We start from the raw sequence: 22,477 nt of genomic DNA, 5'->3' as shown, positions 1-22,477 counted from the left end.
GTCCGAGTGCTCCTCGCAGCGATCGTTTTCCTCTTCCTGGTACTGCCGGCGCTGGGCTTGGTCGCGCTCGTCGCCGCGGCGCACCTGGTGGCATGGCTGGGCCGATCGGTGAGGCGGGCGCCCGCGCCTCTGGGGCGTTGGGCGAGAGGGCTGACGGTCGAGCCGACGCGGGGAGCGGCCTTCAACGATTCCCGGGACGTGTGGCCGATGCCGTCGGACGACTGACAGGCGGCGACCTGGTGAAGATCGACTCTTCGGCGGTGTCCAGATGACAGAACTGACGACCTTCGGGGGGCGCCTCAACACGTGGCGTCAGACGCTCTCACCGGTGTTTGCGGGTGTGGCGCTGGGAACCGCAGCGTTCAGTGCCGACCTCGTTCCGGAAGCCGTGGGCAGGTTCCTCGTGCCGGTCTTCAGCTCAGGATTCGCCTGGGGTGTGGTGGCCCTCGCCGTGAGTTTCTTCGCTGCGACCCTCACGTCCGCTCTCGTCGCTGGGGTCGGCACACTCGTCCTGGCGACCCTGATCTATTACGGCCTCATCGTTTCTCTGAGCCAGCGGTGGTATCACGGATCCAACGGCTCGGGACCGGAGGGGGCGGCGTCACTCGGCGGACTCTCCTCCGTCATACACGCGTCGACCTTCTGGCTTGTCGGCTCGCTGTTCGGCGGATTGGTCCTGGGCTGCGTCGCGTACGTGGTCAGGGTCGGCTCGACCCCCAACGCCAGCATTGCTCTCGGCGTCGCCTTCGGTCTGCTCACCGGGGAGGCCGCCTATGCCGTATTCCACGCCGCCTTCATCTGGGTCGGGCCGGTGGATTCCTTCGTCTGGGCCCGGATCGGGTCGGCGGCGGTGCAGTTCCTTCTCGCGACAGCAACTGTGCTCGTGACGGTACGGCTTCGCCGACGGCTCGTCTCACTGCGGGTCCTCCTGCTGACCGCCGCCGGGTCGACCGTGGCGAGCGTCGCGATCTGGCATCTCATCGAGTCGGTCCGGACGACGCTGTAGCGCACGCTTCGTCCATAACGGAGGCTGAGCGTATCGACATAAGCTAATCGACGATGACCGCCTGGCGTTGCGAGGTGACTCAGAGTGCCGACTTCGGTAGGGTCGGCAGCGACCCGCAATGACGAAGGGACGGCCCATGCCTCGCGTCATCGTCCCGGTGGGCTTCAGCCTCGGACCACAACACCGGTATGTGCGCCCCGCCGACCCGACGCCGGAGTCGTGGGAGATCCACCTCGGCGCGGACATGGTCGACCTCAGCGAGGACGAGGTCGGCGCCTACGGGGCCGTCTTTCTGGACGTCGAGGGCCACTCGGAGCTGCGCGTGGACCGGGCGAGGCTGGTGGAGTCGCTGCTGACCGCACCGAAGCCACAGCCTGACGCCGCAGGACTGGTCGAAGATCTGGTCAACCGGGGCCTGCTACTGGAGTTCGACCCCGAAGGCCCGCTCGAAGACCTGTTCCGGCACTACCGCCTCTTCCCCACCGCCGAGGGGATGGGATCGACAGCCGAGGAGCCCCACTACCACCGGATGGGCCATCACCGCCGCCCCCTGGTAGCGCTCCAGAACGACGCCTACGTCATGTGGGCGTTCTCCTTCCTGCACCCCAACCTCTGGGAAGCCTGCGCCTACTTCGCCCGGGCTGACGAGGAGGAGTTGGCGGCGGGTGAGGACCCGATCGGCCTCACGCCTGAGGGAGTTGCCCGCGAGGTGGCGGTGAACCTGCCGATGCTGATCGCCACCCAGTGCGCCTTCCTGGATCCCGTCGCGATGCCATGAGCTACCGCCGGCGGGGATATCGCAACGGATCCCGGCAGCAGGACGGCTACCTGCGCAACCTCCGCTACGAAACACCCAAGGAGGGCGTCGGCAAACTGCTGGAGAAGTTGGGCGAATGGGGCGGTCTCGCCGCCGGACTGGCCGCAGCCACCGCCCTCGCCAGGCAGGGAGTCCCGGTGCCACCGGTCGTGATGGCAGGATCCGGGCTGGTTCTGGGATTTGCCTCGGGAGTATTGGCCAAGGCGGCGGTGAACGCCACCTTCGACACCGTCAAGGTACGGCGTGCCGGCGCCGAGCCGGCGAGCGTCGGCAGCCTTGCCGCCGAGATCGGATCATCGCGCGCCTCGAACGAAACCATCAAGGGCTGGTCGGTGTGATGGATCGTATCGGCACCAACCACGCCTGGCTGATGACGGTGATCACCGGGGCAAGTCCAGCCCTCATGCAGCAGGTGAATGGAAAACTGACCGGCGCCCGCAGGTCTGTCGAGGAGGCCTGCACCCTGCTCCGGCAGTCGAAGGACAACCTTCGCCGCTACCTGCGGGCCATCTGACGGGCTATGTCGACTCCGGGGGTACTGCGACATAGGTTCCCTTACCCTGGTGCCCCTCCACCAAGCCGCGCTCTCGAAGGATACGCAACGCGGTTTGCGCAGTCGTAACGCTGATCTTGAAATGCTCGGCAAGCTGCGCGTAGGTGGGCAGCTTGTCTCCTGGCGCAAGCTCACCCGAGTGGATCTGCGCGGTGATGCCGTCCACGACTCGGATGTAGTCGGCGGTGCGGTTGGACATGACGGGGTACTCCTCGCTCGGCCCAACCATTTCAACACGCCGAGTTAGGCACCTACAACTTCGACGTTGACTTAGACACCTTAGGTACCTACTGTGAGTTCCGTGGGACTCCTCGCTCGGCAGCCTGGCGTCTCGCTCCCCCGGGTCTCGTATCCGGACCATGCCGGGGCAGCGTGCACGAAGGCACGGACCCCCTCCGTGCCTTCGGCGCGTTGCCCCGGCACCCACCAACGCACAAGGAGGTCTGATGTGACGGTGTCGCAGGCGAGTTCGGCGGTGCCCGCCGCGAGCGCGATCTGGGCGGTCGAGCAGGTGGCCGGCGAGCTGCGCGAGACGTACCTCGCGGTGGCCGCCGCCACCGTGCTGCTGGAACGCACCAGCACGGGCTGCGCGCATCCGGCGGTCCGGCAGGCGCGGCGCAGCGGCGAGGACGCGCTCGACCTGGCCGGCGACGCGGAACGGCAGCTCAGCGAAGGGGTACGCCGGCTGCGCACCGACGCCGGCCACCAGGAGCCCGCCACCATCGGCGGACTGATCGAGGTGCTGGACACCGCCCGGGACGAGTTGGACGCGGCAGCCGCTCGGCTCGCACAGCTCCCGGCCCGGATCACCAACGCCGGAAAGCAACTCCTCGACAGCCACCGGGGCGACCCGGCGACCGAGACGGCGACCGGGCAGTGGCAGCGCGCCGCCGAACAGCTCGACCTGATGACGGTGAGCCTGGCGTCGGCGGTGGCCGCGCTGGAGTCGTACACCGGCGGGTTGTCCGGCGCGGAACCCGCCACCACCTGAAGCCTGCTCGCGGACCTCCGCGAGAAGGAGAAGGGCCCGGGGCGGGTGCCGGGCTCCGGCCGGCACGCCACGCGCGGTCGTTCCGGTCGACCCCGCCCGCCCCGGCGCCGCAACCATCCGCCCGCGACACCGATCCCCCGCGCGGACCCTGATCGCACCGGAGAGACGAGACAGCCGTGATCTACCGAGCCATGCAGCGCCTGCTCCCGCAGCACGTCCGCGCCACCACTTTCGGCACCCGCCGGTGGCGCGGTCTCGACCCCGACCAGGTGTACGCCTACCTCGACCGGCTCGCCGACGAGCTGGAACGGCTCACCCTCGACCTGGTCACCGCCAACACCGAGGGCGAACGTATCCGGCAGGCGCTGCGCCAGTGGCAGTCCCGGCACACCGAGTGTCGACACACCACGGCGGCCCCGAACAGCCGGTGGCACCGGTGAACGACCCGCACTGGATCATCCACCTGCCGACGACCCTGACCCGCGTCGACGAGGTCGCCGCCCTGGCCATGGCGCTGCGCCGTTCCCTCGGGCACGTGCTCGCGATCGACTTCGGGGAGGCGACGCTGAGCGAGGAGGACCGGCAGTTCCTGCGTACCCGCGTCTGGTGTGACCACCCGATGCCCGGCGGCGGCCGGTGCGCCCGGCGCTCCGATCACCTCGGCGGCTGTTCCGAGGCCGCTGATGTCGTAGACGACTCAGCTCGACAGGCGCCGGAAGGCTGACCCGGCCCGGGCGGTCGCACAGATGGGGCAGCTCGACAGCGCCCACCGAAGCTCCACCCTGCGCCGGCCGGTGCGATGATCAGGCCATGGCAGGCCCGGCGCACCGACCCGCACCGCACGTCCACAACCGGTTCCCCGGTAGCGCCCGCGCCGTCGGGCTCGCGGTCGCCGGCCTCGTCCTGCTCGGCGCCTGTTCCCCGGCGACCGACCTCCCGTCAGCCGCCCCGACCCCGCCCGCACCGACGACGCCGGCGGCCCCGACACCGGCCAACCCGGCACCGGACGCCCCGAGGCCGGCCGCGCCGCCGACAGCGGCAGCGTCCGGGACCACCCCTACGACCGACTGCCCGGAATCCGGCGTACGGATCAGTTCGCCGGGCGTCAGCGCCGCGATGGGCCTGCGGGCCCTCAGCCTGGAACTGGTCAACTGCGGCAAGAAGCCCTACCCGCTCGACGGCTACCCGGCGCTTCGCCTGCTCGACGGCGACGGCAACCCGATACCGGTCCAGGTGATCGAAGGGGCCAAGGGGATCACGTCGGGCTTCGACGCCCCGCCCCGGCCGCTGACCCTGCGGCCCGGTGAACGGGCCGGCGCCGCCGTGCTCTGGCGCAACCTGGTCACCGACTCGACAGTCGTCGCCACCAACGGCGAGGGCCTGGAGGTCGCGGCCGCCACGGGCCAGCCCGCGCAGGCCGTCGAGACGAACGGCCCGATCGACCTCGGCAACACGGGCCGGCTCGGCGTCAGCGCCTGGAAGAAGCAGTCGCCCTAGCTGGTGATGTCCTTGCGGGTGAACCGCCAGAACGCCAACCCCCAGAACAGCGTCGCGTAGCTGATCGCGGAGATCGCGCCGCGTACCACGTCGTCGGTCTGCACCGGCGTCGACAGCAGCCCCAACCAGGCGGTGCTGTAGTGCGTCGGCAGGAACGCACGCACTGCGCCCAGCGCGGTGATCTGGTCGAGGATGCCGGAGAGGATCCAGAGCAGCACCGCGCCGCCGACCGCACCGAGCGCGGCGTCCGTCACCACCGACAGCAGGAACGCCAGGCCGGCCACCACCAGGAGTACGACCGCCAGGTAGCCGAGCACACCCAGCAGCCGCAGCAGCCCCTCGCCCGGTTCGAGCTGGGCCGCCACGGTGCTGCGCAGCGGCTCCCAGCCGTAGCGGAGGGTGCCGATCAGCAGTGCGGTGCCGGCGAGCAACACCAACGCCAACGCCGAGTAGACGAGCGCGACCACCAGCTTCACCGTCAGCAGGCGGGCCCGGGGCACCGGCACCGCCAACAGGTAGCGCAGACTGCCCCAGCTCGCCTCGCTGGCCACCGTGTCACCGCAGAACAGCGCCACCACCACGACCATCAGGAACGACGCCGAGACGAAGATGGTGAAGAGGGTGAAGTTCAGCCCGCCCGACGTGGCGAACTCGACCAGGCTGCCGAACTCCCCGCGCCCGTTGTCGTCGTCGCCCGTGTCGAACTGGAACGCGATCAGGATGATCAACGGCAGCAGCACCATGAACCCGAGCGCGAGCTGCGTACGCCGCCGGGACGCCTGCCGCCGGAACTCGGCGCCGAACGGCAGGGTCGCCGACGGCCGGTAGCCGGCCGCCGCTCCCGCCGTGGGTGACGTGCCCGCCATCATCGGTCCCCGCTTCCCCGAGAGTTCTCGCCCACCAGCGCGAGGAACGCGTCCTCCAGGCGGCGCCGCGGCACCACCCGGTCCACCCCGATGCCGGCCCTGACCAGCTCGGCCACCACCTCGCTGCGGGCGGTGCCGTTGGTGTCCACCACGAGCTGCCCCTCACCGTCAGGAAGCACCCGCACCCCGTGCAGGCCGTCCAGCACCGCCCGGGCGGCCACCGGGTCGGTCACGTCGAAGAGCACGCTGGGCGACTCGCCGACGATCTCCTCGACCGGGCCCGAGGCGACGATGCGGCCCTTGTTCACCACCACGGCGTGCGTGCAGGTCTGCTCCACCTCGGCCAGCAGGTGGCTGGAGACCAGCACCGCCCGGCCGTCGGTGGCGTAGCGCTGGAGCACCCGGCGCATCTCCGCGATCTGCGGCGGATCGAGCCCGTCGGTCGGCTCGTCGAGCACCAGCAGCTCGGGCAGGCCCAGCATGGCCTGCGCGATGGCGAGGCGCTGTTTCATGCCGTGGCTGTAGTTCTTGATCCTGCGGTGCACGGAGTCACCCAGGCCGGCGATCTCCAGGGCCTCCTCGAAGTGCGCGTCCTCGGCCGGCCGCCCGGTGGCCCGCCAGTACGCCTTCAGGTTGTCCAGCCCCGACAGGTGCGGCAGGAAACCCGGCCCCTCGACCAGCGCGCCGATCCGCGACAGCACCGGCGAGCCGGGCACCAACCGGTGCCCGAAGACGTAGATCTCGCCGGCCGTGGGCTGGGTCAGCCCCATCAGCACCCGCAGCGTGGTGGTCTTGCCCGCGCCGTTCGGGCCGAGCAGGCCGACGACCTGACCGGGGTGCACCTCGAAGTCCACGTTCGAGACGGCGACGAAGCCGTCCGCGTACTCCTTGCGGAGCTGCCGCACGGCCAGCGGGACGCCCGCGTACGCCGGGTGCACGGAGCTGTCCTGGCGGCGGTGCCGACGGCGGACCACGGCGACGACCACGACGAGCCCGACCGCGATCGCCGCGATCAGCCCGGCCAGCACCCAGCGCCACACGGCGGCGGCGGTGGGGATCGGGTCGCCGGCGACGGTCGGCAGGCTGACCGCGCCGCCGCCGGCCTCGACGGTGTGCACCGCCGGCTCGACGGGAGTGGCATACGCCTGGTCGGAGGTCGCCACCACCACACGCAGCCGGTGCCCGGCCTCGAACCGGCGGACGATCGCCGGCAGGGTGACGGTGACCGGTCGCGCCGCGTCGATGGTCGGCGGCAGGCCGGTGAGCCGGACCGGGGCGACCAGTCCGTTGGGCAGGGTGGCCGTGCCGTTGGGGTCGACGTCGTAGAGCTTGACGAAGAGCACCGCCTCCCCGGTCGGCGACGCCGCCCGGATGTCGACGGTCGGGGCACCCACCACGTCCACCGCCTCGGCCAGCGGCTCCGACTCGAACCGGGCATGCTGGCCGGGGATGTCCCCCGCCACGCCACCGAGCAGCGACGACAGCTCGCCGGCGAAGGGCACCGAGGAGATGGCGGCCGGGTTGCCGGCCGGCGGATTGGCGACCGGCTGGGCGGGGCCGGTCACCGGAACCTCTCGGCGGGCCGTGCCGGCGACACCCGGATAGTCGGCGTAGCGGTAGCCGGTGGCCACCAGCCCCCGGTCGAGAGCGTCGAAGCCGGCGATGCGGGACCAGGTGAAGTCGTCCCCCGGAGCCGCCCCATCGCCCTTGACGTAGTGGTCGAGCCACTGCACGGTCAGGAACTTCACCCGGTCCGAGTCGGTCTTCGGGCCCTCGCCGCCGTCGTGCCCGCCGGTGAACCAGGCCACCCGCACGGGCGTGCCGGCGGCGGCGATGCCGCGCGCGTTGGCGTCCGCCTCGCCGAGCGGGAAGAGGGTGTCCGCCTCGCCCTGCACCAGCAGGGTCGGCGCCTTGATCCGGTCGAGCACGCCGGCCGGGCTGGAACGGCGCAGCAGGTCCACGGCGGCCTGGTCGGCCTGTCCGGTGGTGGCGATCCGCAGGTACGCGGCGCAGATGTCGGCGGCGAACCGGCCGCACGCCGGGTCGGCAGCCCCGGCCGGTGCCCGCCCCGGACCGGTCCCCGGGCCGGCACCCGGCCCCGGGCTGGGCGGGCCGGCGGAGGCAGGCGCCCCCTCGGGCTGTGCGGCGCTGACCCCGGAGAGCCCGGCCGGCCCGGAGCCGACGTTGCCGCCGCCGCCGAAGAAGAGGCCGGCCCAGCCGGACTTGAACACGCCCTCGGTGGGCTGTTTCCCGGTGCTCTCCGGCAGGAAGGAGCGGGACAGGTCGTTCCAGGTGATCATCGGCACGATCGCGTCGACGCGCTGGTCCTGCGCGGCGAGCAGCAACGCCAGGGCGCCGCCGTACGAGCCGCCGACGACGCCGACCTTCGGGTCCCCGGCGGCGTCGGTGCGGATCTCGGGGCGGGCTGCGAGCCAGTCCAGCAGGCGTTGCGCGTCCCGGACCTCGTAGTCCGGGTGGTCCAGGTGGATCAGCCCGCCGCTGCGGCCGAAGCCCCGCGCGGTCCAGGTGAGCACCGCGTAGCCGCGTCCGGCGAACTCCTCGGCATCGGCGCGGACAGACTCCTTGGTGCCGCCGAAGCCGTGCGCCAGCAGCACCGCCGGCACCTTGTTCCCCGCCGAGGCGCCCTCGGGCAGATAGAGCGTGGTGTCCAGGTCGACGGGCTCGTCGCCGGCCGGCCCGGAGCGGACGTTCACGATCGCCGCCTCGGTGCGGACGTCCGGCCCCTTCGGCACTACGGCCCAGGTCACGGCAGCGGCGAGCAGCACTACGACCCCTGTCGCGGCCACGGCGCGTCGGCGGGTGGGCAGTGCGCGCCGGATCCACGCGGCCGACAACGGCGATCTCATTCGGCACACGGTACGGCCCGGATCCTGAGCGTTGGCTGAGATCCTCCGTACGTCCGTCCGGTTGATCCGATCGGTGTCACACCGGCGCGGTCCAGCCCGTCTCAGAAAGAGGAATTCGGATCACGTGAATTCCGATGTTCCGCAGAAATCCACTCCGATCCATCCATGTCCATCTCCGGGTCGGTACGCAGCGTGCCAAATTGATCACGTCGCGGTTACATCGGGCTTCATGACGCAAAGCTGACTGCCCGACGAGCCAAACAGCTCCGTGCCGGTCGACTAGTTTTCCGGTCCGGTGCACAGGACTTCACCGTCGACCCCCGACACCCCCGCCGATCCCGTGCGCCCGCCGGAGGAGACAGACATGACAGTCCCCGCGCCACCGGCCCGCCGGCGGCCCCTCGCGGTGGGCCGCGTACTGCCGCTGCTGCTCCTCGTCGCCCTGCTCGCGCCGATGACCCTGCTGTTCGTCCAGGCCTGGCGGCTCACCGCCGACGACCGGGACCTGGCCAGCCGGGAACGGCTCGGCGTGGAATACCTGCGCGCCCTCGCCCCGGTCACCGACGCCCTGGTGAACGCCCAGTCCGCCGCCGTCGCCGGCCGACCCGCCTCCGGCGAGGCGCTGACCCGCGCGGTCGAGGCCGCCGCCTCGGTCGACGCGCGAATCGGCGACGAGCTGCGCAGCCAGGAACGCTGGGCCGGCCTGCGGGCCAGGATCGAGGCGCTGGGCGCCCGGGGTCCGGCTGACCCGGAGGACGCCTTCGCCGCGTACGGCGAGGCCACCGACCTGCTGTTGGCGCTGTACCGCAAGATCCGGGAGACCTCCGGGCTGGTCCGCGACCCCCGGTCGGACTCCTTCTTCCTCCAGGACGGCGTCGGCGAGGAGCTGCCCGAGGCGGTGGTGGCGGCCGGACGGCTCGTCGACCTGGCCCTGCTCGCCGACCGCCGACCCGCCGCCGACCGGAACCGCACCACGGGCGAGCTCGCCGCCCTCCGGATGGCCGCCCTCACCCCGGCCGGCGACCTGGCCACCGACCTGCGGGCCGCGGTGGACAGCTCGGAGAGCGCCGACCTCGGCCCGAGCGTGCTGACCCCGCTCGACGCCTACCAACGCGCCGTCGAGGCGCTCGCGGCCCACTCCGCGCCGGGCGACCGCAGCGCGGTGGTGAACCAGGCGCAGCTCGTCGGCGCCCGACTCAACGCGCAGTCCGCCGCCGGGCAACTCCAGCCCGTCATCCTCGGTGAACTCGACGCCCTGCTCGCCGAACGCGTCGACGCCCTCGCCCGGGACCGCTGGCTGACGGTGGCGGCCGGGGTGCTGGCCGCCCTGCTGTGGGCGGCACTCGGCGCGGTGTGGCTCGCCGCCGTCCGCCGGGCCCGGCGGCGCGCGGCGGAGACCCGACCCGGCCGGGACGACGGCCAGGGGCAGAGCAACGGCGACCAGCAGCAGCGGGCCGCCGCCGCGCCGGAGAACACGTCGTGGCAGCCGGGCGCTGCCGGGGGCGCGGAGCCACGCCAGCTCCAGCCGGTCAGGTCGGGCGGCGAGCCCGGGACCGCGCAGTGGGGGCCCTTCGATGCTGCTCGCTAGACTCCGGATCCGGGGCAAGCTCGCGCTGCTCGTCGTCATCCCGCTGCTCACCGTGGTGGGGCTGGCCGTGCCGGCGGTGCTCGACCGGGTGGCCGCCGCCCAACGGGCCGACGGCACCGCCGACCGGGTCCGCGTCGCCAGCCGGATCGGCAGCCTCGTGCAGGACCTGCAACAGGAGCGGGTCCTCTCCGTCGGCCTGCTGCTCGGCCGGGTCACCCGGACGGAGCTGATGCAGCGGACGGCCAGCGTGGACGACCGGGTCGCCGACCTGCGGGCCACCCTGGGCGACCTGCTGCTGCCGCAGGTCACCGAGGCCCTGAGCGGCGTACGCGGGCTGACCGGCCTACGGGCCGCGGTGCTCGCCGGGACCGCCACCCCGGACCAGATCATGGCCGCGTACGGACCGGTGAGCACGAGGCTGATCGACTCGCTGCGGCTGCCGTTCGGGGTGGACACCGACACGGCCGCCGGGCGGCAGGTGCTGGCCCTGGACGGGCTGCTCCGCGTCGACGAGGCGATGGGCGCCTGCGCCACCCTGATCGTGCTGGTCAAGGCGACCAACTCCCCCCAGGTGGCCACCTCGTACGTCGCCTGCATGGCCGGGCTCCGGGCGGACAACCGGCGGTTCCGTGATCTCCTCACGCCCGAGCAGTTGAAGCTGGTGGCGCTCAACGACGCGGCGGTGGCCGCCCGGACCAGCGCCGAGTTCCTCAGCAGGAGCGCACTGGACCCGGCCGGCGCGACCAGGAGCATCCCGCTGGACGCGCTCTTCCCGTCGGTCCTCTCGATGATCACCTTCGGGCAGTTCATCGAGAAGAAACTCGTCGCCGACGTCCTCGCCGAGGTGACCACACAGCAGCGCCGGGCGCTCACCGAGGCGTACCTGGTCGGTGGGCTCGCCGCCCTGATCCTCGCCATGGTGGTGCTGCTCAGCGCGGCCGTCGCCCGGACGGTGACCCGACCGCTGACCCGGCTCACCCGCTCGGCCGACCGGGTCGCCCGGGTCGCCGAGGCGGAGCTGACCCGGGTCGCCGACGACGAGGCCGAGGGCAGCACGCCGATGCGCCTCGACCCGGTCGACGTGCGGGCCCGCGACGAGATCGGCGACCTGGCCCGCGCGTTCGACCGGGTGCAGAGCACCGCCGCCCGGCTCGTCGAACGGCAGGTCGCCGGCAGGCGCAACGTGGCGCAGATGTTCGGCCACGTCGGACGCCGTACGCAGAACCTCGTCGGCCGGCAGATCGCGCTGATCGACCGGCTGGAGCGGCAGGAGACCGAACCCGGCCGGCTGGAACACCTGTATCGGCTCGACCACATCTCCAGCCGGCTGCGCCGCAACGCCGGCAGCCTGGTGGTGCTCTCCGGCGCGGCCGGCGCGGACCCGCACGTGGCGCCGGTGCCGCTCGGCGACGTGGTCCGGCTGGCGCTCGGCGAGATCGAGGACTACACCCGGGTCGACGTGCAGGTCCCGCCCGGCGTGTCGGTGGCACCCGGCACCGTCGGCGACCTCGTCCTGGCGCTGGCCGAGCTGATGGAGAACGCGACCGTCTTCTCCCCGCCGCACACCCGGGTCACCGTGGGCGGCGAGCCGACCGGGTCCGGGGCGCGGCTGACCGTGGTGGACCGGGGCATCGGCATCACCCAGGAGCGGCTGGCGGAGGAGAACGCCCGGCTGACCCGGCGGGAGCGCCTCGATCTCGCGCCGACCGAGGTGCTGGGGCTCTTCGTGGTGGGCCGGCTGGCCCGTCGGCACGGCTGGGCGGTGCGGCTGGCGCCGACCACCGGCGGCGGGGTGACCGCGCACCTGGACGTCCCGGAGACGTCGCTGGTTATCCACCGCGCCGAGCGGGCCGGGGTGACCGTGGCCCGGGCCGCCGTACCCGCCCGGGACCGGCGCTCCCCCGCCGACGCGCAGGCCGCCGACCGGCCCCGCACGGCGGTCGGGGCCGCGCCGGACACCCCGCCGTCCGGGTTCGACGCGGCACTGCTGAGCCGGGCCACCCGCAGCCTGGAGTCCGGCGCTCCCTGGGACGCGTTCGGCGCCGGTGGCGAGCTGGCCGAGGCCGCGCCGGAGGCACCGGCGGGTTCCGCGCCCCCCGGCTCCGCCGGACCGGCCAATTCCGCCCCGGCGGGCATCCGGCAGCGGGTGCCGGGGGCCACCCTGCGCCCGGGCAGGCCGCCAGCGGTCAGGCCGGCGGAGGTCACCGGCACGGACCCGGCCGCCGCCCGGGCCCTCGTCGAAGCGGTCGAGTCCGGCGTACGCCGGGCCGAACTGGATCGGCCGCCGGGCCGCACGGCGCCGACGCTGCTGACCCGGCGGGTGCCCGGGGCGAACCTCACCGTCGCCCCGGCCCGTCAGCCCGACAGCCCGTCGCCGGGAGACCCGGACAAGGTCCGCGACCTCCTCACCGAGTTCGAGGCGGGCGTGGCCCGCGCCCTGCGTGAAGTCAGTCAAGACCGCCGCTACGAAGAGGAAACATCACGGTGACCAGCCCCTTCCTGCACGACAACGTCGACCACCAGCATCCGGACGCCGGTGAGCTGAGCCCGGAGGCGCGTACCTTCAACTGGTTGCTGGACTCCTTCACCTCCAGCACCGCCGGCGTGGTGGAGGCGATCGCCGTCTCGTCGGACGGGCTGCTGATGGCCATGTCGGCGATCAAGGACCGGTCCAACGCGGAACGGCTCGCCGCAGTGGTCTCCGGCATGACGAGCCTCGCCGGCGGCGCCGCCAGCTGGTACGCCCTCGGCGGGCTGAACCGGGTGATCGTGGACATGGCCGAGGGCTACCTGTTGATCAGCGCGATCAGCAGCGGCTCAGTGCTCGGGGTGGTCGCCGACCGGTCGGCGAACCTCGGCACCGTCGCCTACGAGATGACGCTCTTCGCCGGGCGGGCCGGTGGCGCCCTCACCCCGAAACTGATCGCCGAGCTGAAGAACGCCGTTCAGCAATGACCCGCGAGGTCGCCGGCGGGGAACCGGATCCGGAGCCCACCATCCGGATCCGGCCCTACCTGCACGCGTCGTCCCCGTACGACGCCCGGCCCGGCCTGCCGGCGACCACGGCCGCACCGGCGCCCGAGGACGGGCCGGCCGGCCCGCGCCCGTTCGTGCTCACCGCCGGGCGGGTGGCCGGCGCCGACCCGGCGATCGGGCTGGAGACGCAGGTGACCGCCCGGCCGGCGACCGACCGGGCGGCGCCGCTCACCTGGCTGGCGCCCGAGTTGCAGGCAATCGTCTCGCTCTGCGGTGAGCCGATCTCGGTCGCCGAGATCTCCGCCCGGACCCGGTTGCACTTCGGCGTGACCCGGGTGCTGGTCGGCGACCTCCGCGCCGCAGGTCACCTGGACGTGCACGACCACGCCGACGCCCTCGACCCCAACCTCATCCTGCGAGTGATTGATGGACTCCGTGCGATCTCCTGAATGGCCGGTCGCCCCGCTGGGCGGGATCGCCGCCAACAACGCCGCCGCCCGGTACGGCTCCCCGACGGGGCCGCAGCCCGCCGCGTCAGCCCCACCACCGCACCGGCTGCCGGCCACCGGAGTGGCCGCGGTGCCCCGCCCCGCGCCGGCCGCCGCGCCGCCGATCCCGGTCAAGATTCTCATCGCCGGCGGCTTCGGGGTCGGCAAGACCACCACGGTCGGCGCGATCTCCGAGATCGCCCCGCTGACCACCGAGGCGGAGATGACCACCGCCGGGATCGGCGTCGACGACCCGGGCATCCGTTCCGCGAAGACCACCACCACGGTGGCGATGGACTTCGGCTGCGTCACCATCGACCGCAGCCTGAAGCTGTACCTGTTCGGGACGCCCGGGCAGGCCCGGTTCGGCTTCATGTGGGACGACCTGGCCCTCGGGGCGCTCGGCGCGCTCGTCGTGGTGGACAGCGCCCGACTGGACGACTGCTATCCGGCGATCGACTTCTTCGAGCGGGCCGGTCTGCCCTTCGTGGTCGGGGTGAACGCCTTCGACGGGCGGCTGGCACACGACCTCGACGCGATCCGGTGGGCGCTCGCCATCGGCGACCACGTGCCCCTGGTGCAGTTCGACGCCCGGGACCGGCTCTCGGTGCGGGACGCCCTGCTGGTCGTCCTGGACCGCGCACTCGATCGGGCCACCCGGGAGAGGAAGTCCTGAACCGCTCCGGCGGTTCGACCCGTTTCACGAGAAGGGGTGGTCGTGATGAGAGGTGGACTGGACGAGACACTGGCCCGGATGGCCCGCCGCGAGGAGGCGCTGCGCCGTCGGGCAGCCGAGGCGGAGGCGGCGGGCGGGGAGGCCGTCACGTCGGCGGAGGCGCAGGGCGGATCCGACCCGGGGCGCACCGAGACCCGGGGCGAGGGACGCAACGCCGGCCCCGGCTGGGCCGACACCCGGCGGGGCGCGGAACCCCGTGACCCGGTGGCGGAGGTCGCCGAGGCCGTCCGTCGGGTGGTGGCCGGCCATCCCGGCACGGCGGTCAGCATCCGCGTCGAGCACGACGGGCAGGCGTACCCGCTGCGGGTCGTCTGGACCGACTCGGGCGTGACGGTCGACGTGGAGGCCGCCGCGCCACCGCCGGCCTGGCCTATGTCGGTCAAGACGGTGCCGGCGTGGACACCGACCCGGGAGAGGCTGACCCCCGACCCGGCAGCGCGGCTGGCCGAACTGATCCGCCGCGACCCTTCCCTGCTCGGTGCCGGTGACCCGTCCGACAGAGCACGGAACGCACCGGGGTCGGGCGCGGCGTGACCAGGGCGGCTAGGGTCGGGCGGTGGCGGAACCCGACCTGACCCTGACCGCGAGCCTGCGGCCGGCGGCCCTGGACGCCCGACGGGGCATCGTCCGGCTGCACCCGGAGGTGCTCACCGCGCTGGCGCTGCGTCCCGGCGACCCGGTGCGGCTGGCAGGCCGGCGGGTCACCGCCGGCATCGTCGTGCCGGCCGAGCCGACCGCGAGCGCCGCGCTGGTCTACGCGGACGACCTGATGCTGGGCAACCTCGGGATCCGCGACGGCGGCCAGGTGACGGTGAGCCGCCTGCCGGTCACGCCGGCCAGCCGGGTGCTCCTCGCCGGGCCGGCGCAGATCGCCGCCGTGGTATCCCCCGAGATGCTCCGGCTGGCCCTGCTGGGCAAGGTGGTGACGGCCGGGGACGACGTGTCGCTGCTGCCGCAGGACGTGCTGCCGGACGCCTCGGTGCGCAGCCTGGTGGAAGCCGCCCGGCGCAGCCTCTCCAACCGCGTCGGGTACGCCTGGACCAGCACCCTGCTCACCGTGGTCGCCGCCGAGCCCGACACCGGTTCGCTGGTCACGATGGACACCGTGGTCGGCTGGGAGCACGGCCAGGCGACCCACGGCTCCGCCGGCACCACCGGCCCGGGCATCGGGCCCGGGCCCGGCCGCATCCGCCCGGCCGGCGGCGGGAGCGCCGCCGGTGGGCTGCGCCCCGGAGGCACCGGTGCGGCCGACCTGCGCCCCGACGGCCCGCCCGCCGACGTGGACGCCGTGGGCCGGGCGGCCCGGAGCAACGGCACCGGGGCGGGGCCGGCCGAGTCGGGGGCCACGCCGTCGGTGGACGAGCTGCCCGGGCTGCGGACGCAGGCCGAAGAGCTCACCGAACTGCTCGACCTCGGCTTCCACCACCGGGAGGTGCTCGGCCGGCTGGGCACCACCGTCTCGCTGGGCGTACTGATCGCCGGGCCGGCCGGGTCCGGCAAGGCGGCGCTGGTGCGCGCCGTGGCCGCCCGGGTCGGGGCCCGGGTCAGCCCGCTCTGGGCCCCCGAGGTGGCCGCCCTGACCAACCAGGCCGCCGCCGACCGGCTGCGCGCCGCCGCGGCCGAGGCGCGCGCGGGCGGCCCCGGGGTGCTGCTGGTCGCCGACGTGGAGGCGCTCGCCCCGGCGGACGGGCCGGGGCCGGTGGCCACCGTGTTCCGGCAGGTGGTCGCCGAGACCGTACGGGCGGGGGCGGCGGTCGTCTGCACCACCGGCCGGCCCGAGGCCGTCGACCCCGCGCTGCGCGCCCCGGACCTGCTCTCGCTGCGGATCAGCGTCCCGCTGCCGGACGCGGCCCTGCGCCGGGAACAGTTGACGGTGCTGACCCGGCAGGTTCCGCTCGCCGACGACGTGCGGCTCGACGAGGTCGCCGGGCGTACCCCCGGCTTCGTCGCCGCCGACCTGGCCGCGCTGGTCCGCGAGGCCGGGGTGCGCGCGGCGCTGCGGCAGAAGTCGGCCGAGACGCCGACGGTGGCGATGGCCGACTTCACCGCCGCCCGGGAGGTGGTCCGCCCCACCACCATGGCCGCATCCACCCTGGAGCTGGCCTCGGTGACGCTGGACGACGTGGGCGACCTGACGGAGGTCAAGGAGACGCTTACCGAGTCGGTGCTCTGGCCGTTGACCTACCCGGACACCTTCGCCCGGCTCGGTGTGCAGCCGCCGCGCGGTGTTCTCCTCTACGGCCCGCCGGGCTGCGGCAAGACCTACCTGGTCACGGCGCTGGCCGGCTCGGGGCGGGCGAACGTGCTCTCGGTGAAGGGCGCGGAGCTGCTGTCGAAGTGGGTGGGTGAGAGCGAGCGCGCCGTCCGCGAACTGTTCCGCCGGGCCCGGGAGGCCGCGCCCACCCTGATCTTCCTGGACGAGGTGGACGCGCTCGCCCCGGTACGCGGCCAGGCCAGCGACGGCGGCACCACCGACCGGGTGGTGGCCGCGCTGCTGACCGAACTGGACGGGGTGGAGGCGCTGCGCAACGTGGTGGTGGTCGGCGCGACGAACCGTCCCGACCTGGTGGACCCGGCCCTGCTGCGCCCGGGGCGGCTGGAACGGCTGGTGTACGTGCCGCCGCCGAACGGGCCGGCGCGGGCGGAGATCCTGCGCGCCTCGTCGCGGAACGTGCCGCTGGCACCCGAGGTGGACCTCGCGGCGCTGGGCGGGGAGTTGGACGGCTTCTCGGCGGCGGACTGCGCCGCACTGGTACGGGAGGCGGCGCTGGCCGCGATGCGGGAGTCACTGACCGCGTCCACGGTCACCGCCGCGCACGTGGCGACGGCCCGCTCCCGGGTCCGCCCGTCCCTCGACCCGGCCCAGGTCGCCTGGCTCGCCGCGTACGCCGAGAAGCGGGGCGGCTGACGGGCGGCCGGGGCGTCACGGAGCTGGCAGCGTCGAATCGAGGCAGATCTCGGCGTGCACCTTCCCGCCGTCCTCGCGAAGTTTCGCGCCGCACTTCTCCAGCACCGACACGGCGCCATGATTGTCGGTGGTGGTCTCCGCGACCACGAGCCGCATCCCGGCCGCCGCCGCCTCGTTCAGCAACTCGCGCAGGGCGGCCGCGCCGATGCCCTGCCCCCGGGCGGAGCGCCCCAGCCACATCCCGGTCTCGACGGTGCCCGGCTCGTCGCGGTGGGCCATCCGGATCACGCCGACCACCTCGCCGCCGGCCAGGATCGCGTACATCCGGGTGCCGGTCGGGCCGTGAAGACCGCCGAAGCTCGCCCGGTGGAACTCCCGGAACGCCTCCCGCCGGGCGTGCGACCACCCCGCCGGAGCCTCCACCGGCGGCATCACGTCGCCCGGCTCCGCCTCGGCAGCCGCTACGGAGAGCAACGGCTCCAGGTTCCGTTCGTCCACCGGCTCCAACCGGACCGTTCCCGCCACGTGCCGCAGTCTGCCGCCACCACCGGCCCGAGTCCACCCCATCGGGCACCGATTGGCGGTCCGGCGGAAGGTGCCGACCGGTCGGCCCGCATCAGGTTCCACCTCACGCTCCGCTGTTGACCACCGTCCGGTCGGGGGCCGCGGGGCGGCGCGGCGTGAGCCTCCGCTGTTCCCCCGGTTCGCCGCCGTGGTTTCCCGGCCGCTGCGAAACTTGGCCCGTGAGCACTGACCAGGTCCAGGTGGGCACCCATCGGCTGGCACCGGCAGCCCCCGGGGCCAAGGTCACCCGGCTGGAACTCTTCTACGACCTCGTCTTCGTCTTCGCGTTCATCAACGTCACAAACGCTTCCGCGAAGACCCTCGGCGAGGGCGGCCTGTTGGGTAGCCTCCTGGTGCTCGCGCTGCTGTGGACCGCCTGGACCAGTCTCGCCACGCTCGGCAATGTCGTGCGTGCCGACCAGGGAATCATGCCCCTGTTCGGGTTCACCACCATGGCCGTGATCTTCGTGGCGTCGGTGTCGCTGCCGGAGGCGTTCACCGACAAGCCCCCCGGGCTGCCCGGCGACCTGGTCTTCGCGGGCTGCTATCTGGTGGTCCGGAACCTCCAACTGCTGGCCTTCTGGTACGCGCTCCGCAACGACCCGCGGCTGCGGCCCCGCTGGCGCACGATCGCCGTACCGCCGTTCATCACCGTCTCCCTGCTGCTCCTCGCCGCGCTCGTGCCGCAACGCCTGTTCGACGGCGACGCGGAGGCCGTCGCCCGGGTCGGGCTGTGGGTGCTGGCCGTCGCCGTGGCGTTCGCGGTGAGCCAACGGACCCGCAACGAGGGGCTGACGATCGTCTCGGCGGGGCACTGGGCGGAACGGCACGCCCAGATCGTGCTCATCGCGCTCGGTGAGTCGATCATCTCCCTCGGGCTGGGCCCGGGCCTGGAGGCCGGCCTGCCACTCACCTGGCCGATCATCGGTGCGTCGGCGCTCGGCATCGCGGTGATCGCCGCCCTTTGGTGGATCTACTTCGACAGCCGTGCGATCGCCGGGGAGCGTGCGCTGCACCGGGTCCACGGCCCCGCGCGGATCGCGCTCGCCCGGGACGCCTACACCTACCTGCACCTGCCGATAATCGCCGGGACCATCCTGTTCGCCCTCGGCCTGAAGCGGGTGCTGGCGGAGATCGGCGACCCCACCGGGGTCGGGTTGCACGAGCGGATCGACGTGCTCGACGCCGCCGTGTTGTACGGGGGCGTGGCCCTCTATCTCCTGGCGGTGCTGGGGTTCCAGTTCCGGACCGTGCACCGGGTCAACCGGCTCCAGGTGCTCGCGCTGGTGGTGCTGATCGCGTTGATCCCGGTGGGCACCGCGCTACCGTCCTTCGGGGCGCTGACCCTGCTGGTGGTGGTCATCGTGCTCGTGGCAATCATCGACACCGTCCGCTACCGGCACAAGCGGCAGGAGCTGCGCCAGGAGAAGTTCCACGAGGAACGGGAACTGGAGGCCGGGGAGACCGAATGGCGCCGCCGTTACCTGGAACAGCAACAGACGCCGCGCGAGGGCCACCCGCCGGAATCCGCCATCGTGCCCTGACCGACCCCGACCGGCCTGGAACCGCCGACCACGGCCCGAAACCCACGGGCGGGGCCGGTCACGGGGTGCCCACGTCGAACTCGCAGAACACCACCGAGGCGTCGTCCGCACGCTTGTGCCGGCGCAGCCGGTCCGGGTGGTCGCGTTCCGCGGCGCGTACCCGGTCGATCAACGCACCCGGCCCCTCGACGGTCGCCACGTCCAGCAGCCCCGCCCAGTCGAGCAGGCCGAACTGCTCCACCAGAGCCGACGCGCCGTCGCTGAGCAGTGCCGCCCGGCGTACCGCACCTGCCCCGTGCAGCGGCAGCGTCCCGGTCACCGCGTGGAACGCCGCATCCGGGTCAGCCGCCGCCACCCAGTAGCCGTGCGTCCGGTTCATCCGTTCCCGCTGCACACCGACCGCCCGACGGATCCGGTCGACCGGATCGGCGGAACCCGCCGGGACGGCGACGACCGTGGCACGCAGGTCGGCCATCGCGGAGTCCAGCCGGTCGTCGGTGACCACGTCGACGGTGCCGTCGACGTCGAGCACCAGCGGGCTGTCGCAGAGCACCAGGTGGTCGAGGTGGTCGCCGCCGTCGCGTAGCAGGCAGACCGTGCTCGACGGGGTGCCCGGATGGTCCAGGTCGCACTCGCCGCCGTGGTCGGCCCGGACCGCGAGGATCGCCGCCGCCAGGTTGCTCATCAGGGTCGCCGTCGGGCGGATCGCCTCCGCCAGCCCGAGCCGGGCCGCGAGATGCCGGACATACCAGGCGGTCCCGTGCACGCACCCCGTGTCGAAGCCCTCCGGCACGCTGGCGCCGTCCAGCACGCCGACCAGCGGCCCGAACCGGAAGACCAGATCCTCGTTGACCGGCCGGCCGGGCGGCGGCGCGGACGCGGAGCGTACCCGCATCGTCCGCGCCGCCCCGACCACCCGGGTCGCCTCAGCGGCGACGGAGGTCGTCGGCGGCCGCATGCGCCTGCCCCTGCGTCTGGTGGGCCGCCGCGCGACCCTGCTCCCGGACGGCGGACGCGCCCCCGGCAGCGGTGGAGCGCACCGACTCGGCCGCCTGCTGCGCCGGTCCGCGCAGGTTGTCGCGCATCTCGTGGCCGACCTGGCCGGCCTGCTCCCGCAGCTGCCCGGCCTGCGCGCGCAACTGGTCGGCGTGTTCCCCCACCATGCCTCTGGCCTGCCCGGCCCACTGCCGTTCGGGGCGGCTGGGCGGGATCAGCGACGAGACCAGCAGCCCGGCGCCGAAGGCGATCAGGCCGGCGGCGAGGGGATTGCCCTGTGCCTGCTGGCGGGACTGCTGCCCGAGCGAGCGGGCCTCGTCCCGCACCGAGACCGCGGCATGGGACATCTGCTCCCGGGACTGCTCCCCGAACGCCCGCGTCGATCCGGCCGCGTGCGACATCCGCTGACCTGTCGCGTACGACATCCGCTGACCGGCACCGTGCCCGTCCGACTGCACGCCCATCACCTTCTCCCTGGCCCGGGTGAGCACGCCACGGGCCTGCCCGACGCGCTCACCGGCGATCCGTCGCGGGTTGACCCTGTCGGCCAGCGCGTCGACGTCGCTGCTCAGTTCGTTCCGGGTGTTCTCGATCTCCCACCGGATCCGGTCCGGATCGTTGGACATGATCTGCTCCCCTCCCGACTGGTTCACCGGCCTCGCACCGCGTTCGGCATCTCCCGTACGGTCTGCTTCGTCCGGGGCAGCACCGAGCGCAACTGCGCCAGCTTCGCCCGCGCGTTGGCGAGCAGGACACCCGTGACGGCGGCCCAGAGGACGGCCACGATCAGCGCGGCCCAGCCCTGGTCCATCACGTTGGACAGCCCCCACCACAGCGCGTACGACACGAACAGCACCGTCAGGAAACCGGCCAGCGCGGCCCCGCCGAACATGCCGCCAACCTTGCCGGCCTGACCCGCCTCCTCGCGCAGCTCCGCCTTGGCCAGTTCGACCTCCTTGCGGACCAGCGTGGAGAAGTCCCGGGTCACGTCGCCCAACAGGTCGCCGACCGACTGCGTCCGCTCCTTCTCCGGGGCGCTCACGGCGCCACCCCACCCGGGATGTCCGGCCCCTGCCGGCCGGGCGGCGAGGCGTTACGCACCCGGGCCATCCCGGTGTACGCCTCCTCGGGCCGGTACGGCGCCTCGACCGTCCGCTCGTACGGCTGCGGCCCGGTCATGCCGGGCGCGGCGGCTGGCCTGGTCGGCGCGGCGGCCGGCTGTGGGGTCGACGGCTGGCTGGCGCCCCGCGCCCCGTCGCCCGAGGCGGTCAGGTTCCGGGTGAGCCGCCCGACCAGTACGCCGGCCACGGCCGCGCCGGCCAGGAAGGTGCCCGGGTGCCGGCGCGCGTACGCCCGCACCTCGTCGGCCACCGCCCCGGGTTCGCGCTCGTCGAGCCAGCCGGCCGCCTGCTGGGCGGCGTCCGCCACCCGGCGGACCGCCTGACCGGCCAACCCGGAGTCCGCACTCCGCTCCGCCATCGAGTCGAGTTCACGCCCGATGCCGCGCAGCCCGTCGGCTGCCCGGTGCTGCTGTGCCCGGGCCTGGTCGCGCAACTGCGTGCCGGCCTCGCCCGTCAGGTTGCGCGCCTGCCGGCGTGCCTCCGACGCCACCTGTCCGCCCTGTTCGGCGGCGGTGTGCGCGACTTGTCCGCCGGCCTGGGCCGCCTGGTGCCCGACCCGGGACGCCTCCTGCCGGGCCTGCTGTGCGGTGCCGGTCGCACCGTCCGATGGCCGGCTCGGGTTGATCTGCGTCATCGCCCGCTCCCTCCGTCGGCCCCGGGCCGCAGGTCACGGCCCGGAACGTGAACCGGCCGCGAGACGCGGCCCGGAACGACAGCCGCGTACCCGCCCGGGTCACCGGCATGCCGCCCCGGCGCCTCGGGCAGGGCGGCTGGCCGCCGATGCGGTACCGTCCCGGCGTCCCGGCGTCCCGGGCATGGCGGCCGGCCACCGGTGCGGTGCCGCTGCGGCGTCCCGGCGTCCCGGCGTCCCTGGCATGGCGGCCGGCCACTGGTGCGGTGCCGCTGCGGCGACATCGGCTCAGATCGAGCGGACACGGACAGGTCGGGGGCCAGGACCG

General features: G+C 73.6%; 25 protein-coding genes. 17 read left to right on the top strand and 8 right to left on the bottom strand.

Features of this window, described 5'->3' with window-relative positions:
- Positions 1-6: 6 nt before the first annotated feature.
- The 5 genes from GA0070608_RS12250 to GA0070608_RS12235 all read left to right on the top strand — a co-directional run bounded on the left by GA0070608_RS12250 (position 7) and on the right by GA0070608_RS12235 (position 2,337).
- The gene (locus tag GA0070608_RS12250) at positions 7-225 is read left to right on the top strand and encodes a hypothetical protein (RefSeq protein ID WP_141719459.1); all 219 of its coding nucleotides are present in this window, start codon (positions 7-9) and stop codon (positions 223-225) included.
- A 43-nt stretch (positions 226-268) separates the two neighbouring features.
- Positions 269-1,006, top strand: coding sequence for a hypothetical protein (locus GA0070608_RS12245; protein WP_091626986.1), 738 nt, complete (start codon positions 269-271; stop codon positions 1,004-1,006).
- Between the two features lie 136 nt (positions 1,007-1,142).
- A complete protein-coding gene (locus GA0070608_RS12240) occupies positions 1,143-1,784 on the top strand; it encodes a hypothetical protein (RefSeq protein WP_091626982.1) in 642 nt (213 codons plus the stop codon).
- Positions 1,781-2,161 (top strand): hypothetical protein, encoded by a 381-nt coding sequence (locus tag GA0070608_RS32600; protein ID WP_176733593.1) that lies wholly within the window; start codon positions 1,781-1,783, stop codon positions 2,159-2,161. The genes GA0070608_RS12240 and GA0070608_RS32600 overlap by 4 nt, the downstream gene beginning before the upstream one ends.
- Positions 2,161-2,337: a hypothetical protein gene (locus GA0070608_RS12235; RefSeq protein WP_245715775.1), complete on the top strand. Its 177-nt coding sequence runs from the start codon at positions 2,161-2,163 to the stop codon at positions 2,335-2,337. Before GA0070608_RS32600 ends, GA0070608_RS12235 begins: the two co-directional genes overlap by 1 nt.
- Positions 2,338-2,341: 4 nt before the next feature.
- Here GA0070608_RS12235 and GA0070608_RS12230 read toward each other — a convergent pair whose 3' ends face one another.
- On the bottom strand, positions 2,342-2,575 hold the full coding sequence (locus GA0070608_RS12230) for a winged helix-turn-helix domain-containing protein (RefSeq protein ID WP_091634945.1): 234 nt from the start codon (positions 2,573-2,575) through the stop codon (positions 2,342-2,344).
- A gap of 249 nt (positions 2,576-2,824) precedes the next feature.
- Here GA0070608_RS12230 and GA0070608_RS12225 point away from each other — a divergent pair, with 249 nt between their 5' ends.
- The 4 genes from GA0070608_RS12225 (at position 2,825) to GA0070608_RS12210 (ending at position 4,864) form a co-directional block, all read left to right on the top strand.
- Entirely contained in the window at positions 2,825-3,367 is a 543-nt protein-coding gene (locus GA0070608_RS12225) for a hypothetical protein (RefSeq protein WP_091626977.1), read from the top strand.
- A gap of 191 nt (positions 3,368-3,558) precedes the next feature.
- Complete coding sequence (locus GA0070608_RS12220) at positions 3,559-3,807, top strand: DivIVA domain-containing protein (protein WP_091634940.1); 249 nt, start codon at positions 3,559-3,561, stop codon at positions 3,805-3,807.
- On the top strand, positions 3,795-4,091 hold the full coding sequence (locus GA0070608_RS12215) for a hypothetical protein (RefSeq protein ID WP_091626974.1): 297 nt from the start codon (positions 3,795-3,797) through the stop codon (positions 4,089-4,091). The genes GA0070608_RS12220 and GA0070608_RS12215 overlap by 13 nt, the downstream gene beginning before the upstream one ends.
- 86 nt (positions 4,092-4,177) lie before the next feature.
- A complete protein-coding gene (locus GA0070608_RS12210) occupies positions 4,178-4,864 on the top strand; it encodes a DUF4232 domain-containing protein (protein WP_091626969.1) in 687 nt (228 codons plus the stop codon).
- Here the strand turns inward: GA0070608_RS12210 and GA0070608_RS12205 are convergent.
- Together GA0070608_RS12205 and GA0070608_RS12200 are read right to left on the bottom strand one after the other, a co-directional pair.
- Positions 4,861-5,733, bottom strand: coding sequence for an ABC transporter permease (locus GA0070608_RS12205; protein WP_091626964.1), 873 nt, complete (start codon positions 5,731-5,733; stop codon positions 4,861-4,863). The two genes, GA0070608_RS12210 and GA0070608_RS12205, sit on opposite strands and share 4 nt — an antisense overlap.
- The gene (locus GA0070608_RS12200; RefSeq protein ID WP_091626960.1) at positions 5,730-8,597 is read right to left on the bottom strand and encodes an alpha/beta fold hydrolase; all 2,868 of its coding nucleotides are present in this window, start codon (positions 8,595-8,597) and stop codon (positions 5,730-5,732) included. Before GA0070608_RS12200 ends, GA0070608_RS12205 begins: the two co-directional genes overlap by 4 nt.
- Positions 8,598-8,961: 364 nt before the next feature.
- Between GA0070608_RS12200 and GA0070608_RS12195 the strand changes: the two genes are divergently transcribed.
- From GA0070608_RS12195 to GA0070608_RS12165, 7 genes are read left to right on the top strand one after another with little or no spacing between them, the layout of a single operon-like run.
- Positions 8,962-10,185 carry a hypothetical protein gene (locus GA0070608_RS12195; RefSeq protein ID WP_091626957.1) on the top strand — a complete coding sequence of 408 codons (1,224 nt, stop codon included), beginning with the start codon at positions 8,962-8,964 and terminating at the stop codon, positions 10,183-10,185.
- Entirely contained in the window at positions 10,172-12,673 is a 2,502-nt protein-coding gene (locus tag GA0070608_RS12190; protein ID WP_091626954.1) for a sensor histidine kinase, read from the top strand. The genes GA0070608_RS12195 and GA0070608_RS12190 overlap by 14 nt, the downstream gene beginning before the upstream one ends.
- Positions 12,670-13,140, top strand: coding sequence for a roadblock/LC7 domain-containing protein (locus GA0070608_RS12185; RefSeq protein ID WP_091626950.1), 471 nt, complete (start codon positions 12,670-12,672; stop codon positions 13,138-13,140). Before GA0070608_RS12190 ends, GA0070608_RS12185 begins: the two co-directional genes overlap by 4 nt.
- Positions 13,137-13,610 (top strand): DUF742 domain-containing protein, encoded by a 474-nt coding sequence (locus tag GA0070608_RS12180; RefSeq protein ID WP_091626946.1) that lies wholly within the window; start codon positions 13,137-13,139, stop codon positions 13,608-13,610. Before GA0070608_RS12185 ends, GA0070608_RS12180 begins: the two co-directional genes overlap by 4 nt.
- Positions 13,588-14,325 carry a GTP-binding protein gene (locus GA0070608_RS12175; RefSeq protein ID WP_091626942.1) on the top strand — a complete coding sequence of 246 codons (738 nt, stop codon included), beginning with the start codon at positions 13,588-13,590 and terminating at the stop codon, positions 14,323-14,325. The genes GA0070608_RS12180 and GA0070608_RS12175 overlap by 23 nt, the downstream gene beginning before the upstream one ends.
- A gap of 45 nt (positions 14,326-14,370) precedes the next feature.
- A complete protein-coding gene (locus GA0070608_RS12170) occupies positions 14,371-14,919 on the top strand; it encodes a hypothetical protein (RefSeq protein WP_091634932.1) in 549 nt (182 codons plus the stop codon).
- Between the two features lie 22 nt (positions 14,920-14,941).
- Entirely contained in the window at positions 14,942-17,293 is a 2,352-nt protein-coding gene (locus tag GA0070608_RS12165; protein ID WP_091626939.1) for an AAA family ATPase, read from the top strand.
- A gap of 15 nt (positions 17,294-17,308) precedes the next feature.
- Here the strand turns inward: GA0070608_RS12165 and GA0070608_RS12160 are convergent, their stop codons facing one another.
- On the bottom strand, positions 17,309-17,818 hold the full coding sequence (locus GA0070608_RS12160) for a GNAT family N-acetyltransferase (RefSeq protein ID WP_091626935.1): 510 nt from the start codon (positions 17,816-17,818) through the stop codon (positions 17,309-17,311).
- Positions 17,819-18,036: 218 nt separating this feature from the next.
- On the opposite strand from GA0070608_RS12160, the gene GA0070608_RS12155 reads away from it, so the two are divergent.
- Positions 18,037-19,401 (top strand): low temperature requirement protein A, encoded by a 1,365-nt coding sequence (locus tag GA0070608_RS12155; RefSeq protein WP_176733704.1) that lies wholly within the window; start codon positions 18,037-18,039, stop codon positions 19,399-19,401.
- Between the two features lie 58 nt (positions 19,402-19,459).
- On the opposite strand, the gene GA0070608_RS12150 is transcribed toward GA0070608_RS12155, so the two are convergent.
- Genes GA0070608_RS12150 through GA0070608_RS12135 form a run of 4 tightly spaced genes read right to left on the bottom strand, consistent with a single transcriptional unit; the run spans position 19,460 to position 22,152 of the window.
- Positions 19,460-20,359, bottom strand: coding sequence for a hypothetical protein (locus tag GA0070608_RS12150; protein ID WP_091626928.1), 900 nt, complete (start codon positions 20,357-20,359; stop codon positions 19,460-19,462).
- On the bottom strand, positions 20,328-21,023 hold the full coding sequence (locus GA0070608_RS12145; RefSeq protein WP_091634929.1) for a DUF3618 domain-containing protein: 696 nt from the start codon (positions 21,021-21,023) through the stop codon (positions 20,328-20,330). The genes GA0070608_RS12150 and GA0070608_RS12145 overlap by 32 nt, the downstream gene beginning before the upstream one ends.
- Positions 21,024-21,046: 23 nt before the next feature.
- Positions 21,047-21,439, bottom strand: a complete 393-nt coding sequence (locus tag GA0070608_RS12140; RefSeq protein ID WP_091626923.1) for a phage holin family protein — start codon at positions 21,437-21,439, stop codon at positions 21,047-21,049.
- Positions 21,436-22,152, bottom strand: coding sequence for a hypothetical protein (locus GA0070608_RS12135; protein ID WP_091626919.1), 717 nt, complete (start codon positions 22,150-22,152; stop codon positions 21,436-21,438). Before GA0070608_RS12135 ends, GA0070608_RS12140 begins: the two co-directional genes overlap by 4 nt.
- Positions 22,153-22,477: the final 325 nt, after the last annotated feature.

This window comes from Micromonospora peucetia, assembly GCF_900091625.1.
In the GTDB taxonomy this organism is placed as follows: domain Bacteria; phylum Actinomycetota; class Actinomycetes; order Mycobacteriales; family Micromonosporaceae; genus Micromonospora; species Micromonospora peucetia.
This window is presented reverse-complemented; position numbering and strand designations above follow the sequence as displayed.

Coding starts and splice junctions, on each gene's coding strand:
- GA0070608_RS12245 (WP_091626986.1), top strand. CDS start 269: ATGACAGAACTGACGACCTTCGGGGGGCGCCTCAACACGTGGCGTCAG.
- GA0070608_RS12240 (WP_091626982.1), top strand. CDS start 1,143: ATGCCTCGCGTCATCGTCCCGGTGGGCTTCAGCCTCGGACCACAACAC.
- GA0070608_RS32600 (WP_176733593.1), top strand. CDS start 1,781: ATGAGCTACCGCCGGCGGGGATATCGCAACGGATCCCGGCAGCAGGAC.
- GA0070608_RS12235 (WP_245715775.1), top strand. CDS start 2,161: ATGGATCGTATCGGCACCAACCACGCCTGGCTGATGACGGTGATCACC.
- GA0070608_RS12230 (WP_091634945.1), bottom strand. CDS start 2,575: ATGTCCAACCGCACCGCCGACTACATCCGAGTCGTGGACGGCATCACC.
- GA0070608_RS12220 (WP_091634940.1), top strand. CDS start 3,559: ATGCAGCGCCTGCTCCCGCAGCACGTCCGCGCCACCACTTTCGGCACC.
- GA0070608_RS12210 (WP_091626969.1), top strand. CDS start 4,178: ATGGCAGGCCCGGCGCACCGACCCGCACCGCACGTCCACAACCGGTTC.
- GA0070608_RS12205 (WP_091626964.1), bottom strand. CDS start 5,733: ATGATGGCGGGCACGTCACCCACGGCGGGAGCGGCGGCCGGCTACCGG.
- GA0070608_RS12200 (WP_091626960.1), bottom strand. CDS start 8,597: ATGAGATCGCCGTTGTCGGCCGCGTGGATCCGGCGCGCACTGCCCACC.
- GA0070608_RS12195 (WP_091626957.1), top strand. CDS start 8,962: ATGACAGTCCCCGCGCCACCGGCCCGCCGGCGGCCCCTCGCGGTGGGC.
- GA0070608_RS12190 (WP_091626954.1), top strand. CDS start 10,172: ATGCTGCTCGCTAGACTCCGGATCCGGGGCAAGCTCGCGCTGCTCGTC.
- GA0070608_RS12180 (WP_091626946.1), top strand. CDS start 13,137: ATGACCCGCGAGGTCGCCGGCGGGGAACCGGATCCGGAGCCCACCATC.
- GA0070608_RS12175 (WP_091626942.1), top strand. CDS start 13,588: ATGGACTCCGTGCGATCTCCTGAATGGCCGGTCGCCCCGCTGGGCGGG.
- GA0070608_RS12170 (WP_091634932.1), top strand. CDS start 14,371: ATGAGAGGTGGACTGGACGAGACACTGGCCCGGATGGCCCGCCGCGAG.
- GA0070608_RS12150 (WP_091626928.1), bottom strand. CDS start 20,359: ATGCGGCCGCCGACGACCTCCGTCGCCGCTGAGGCGACCCGGGTGGTC.
- GA0070608_RS12145 (WP_091634929.1), bottom strand. CDS start 21,023: ATGTCCAACGATCCGGACCGGATCCGGTGGGAGATCGAGAACACCCGG.
- GA0070608_RS12135 (WP_091626919.1), bottom strand. CDS start 22,152: ATGACGCAGATCAACCCGAGCCGGCCATCGGACGGTGCGACCGGCACC.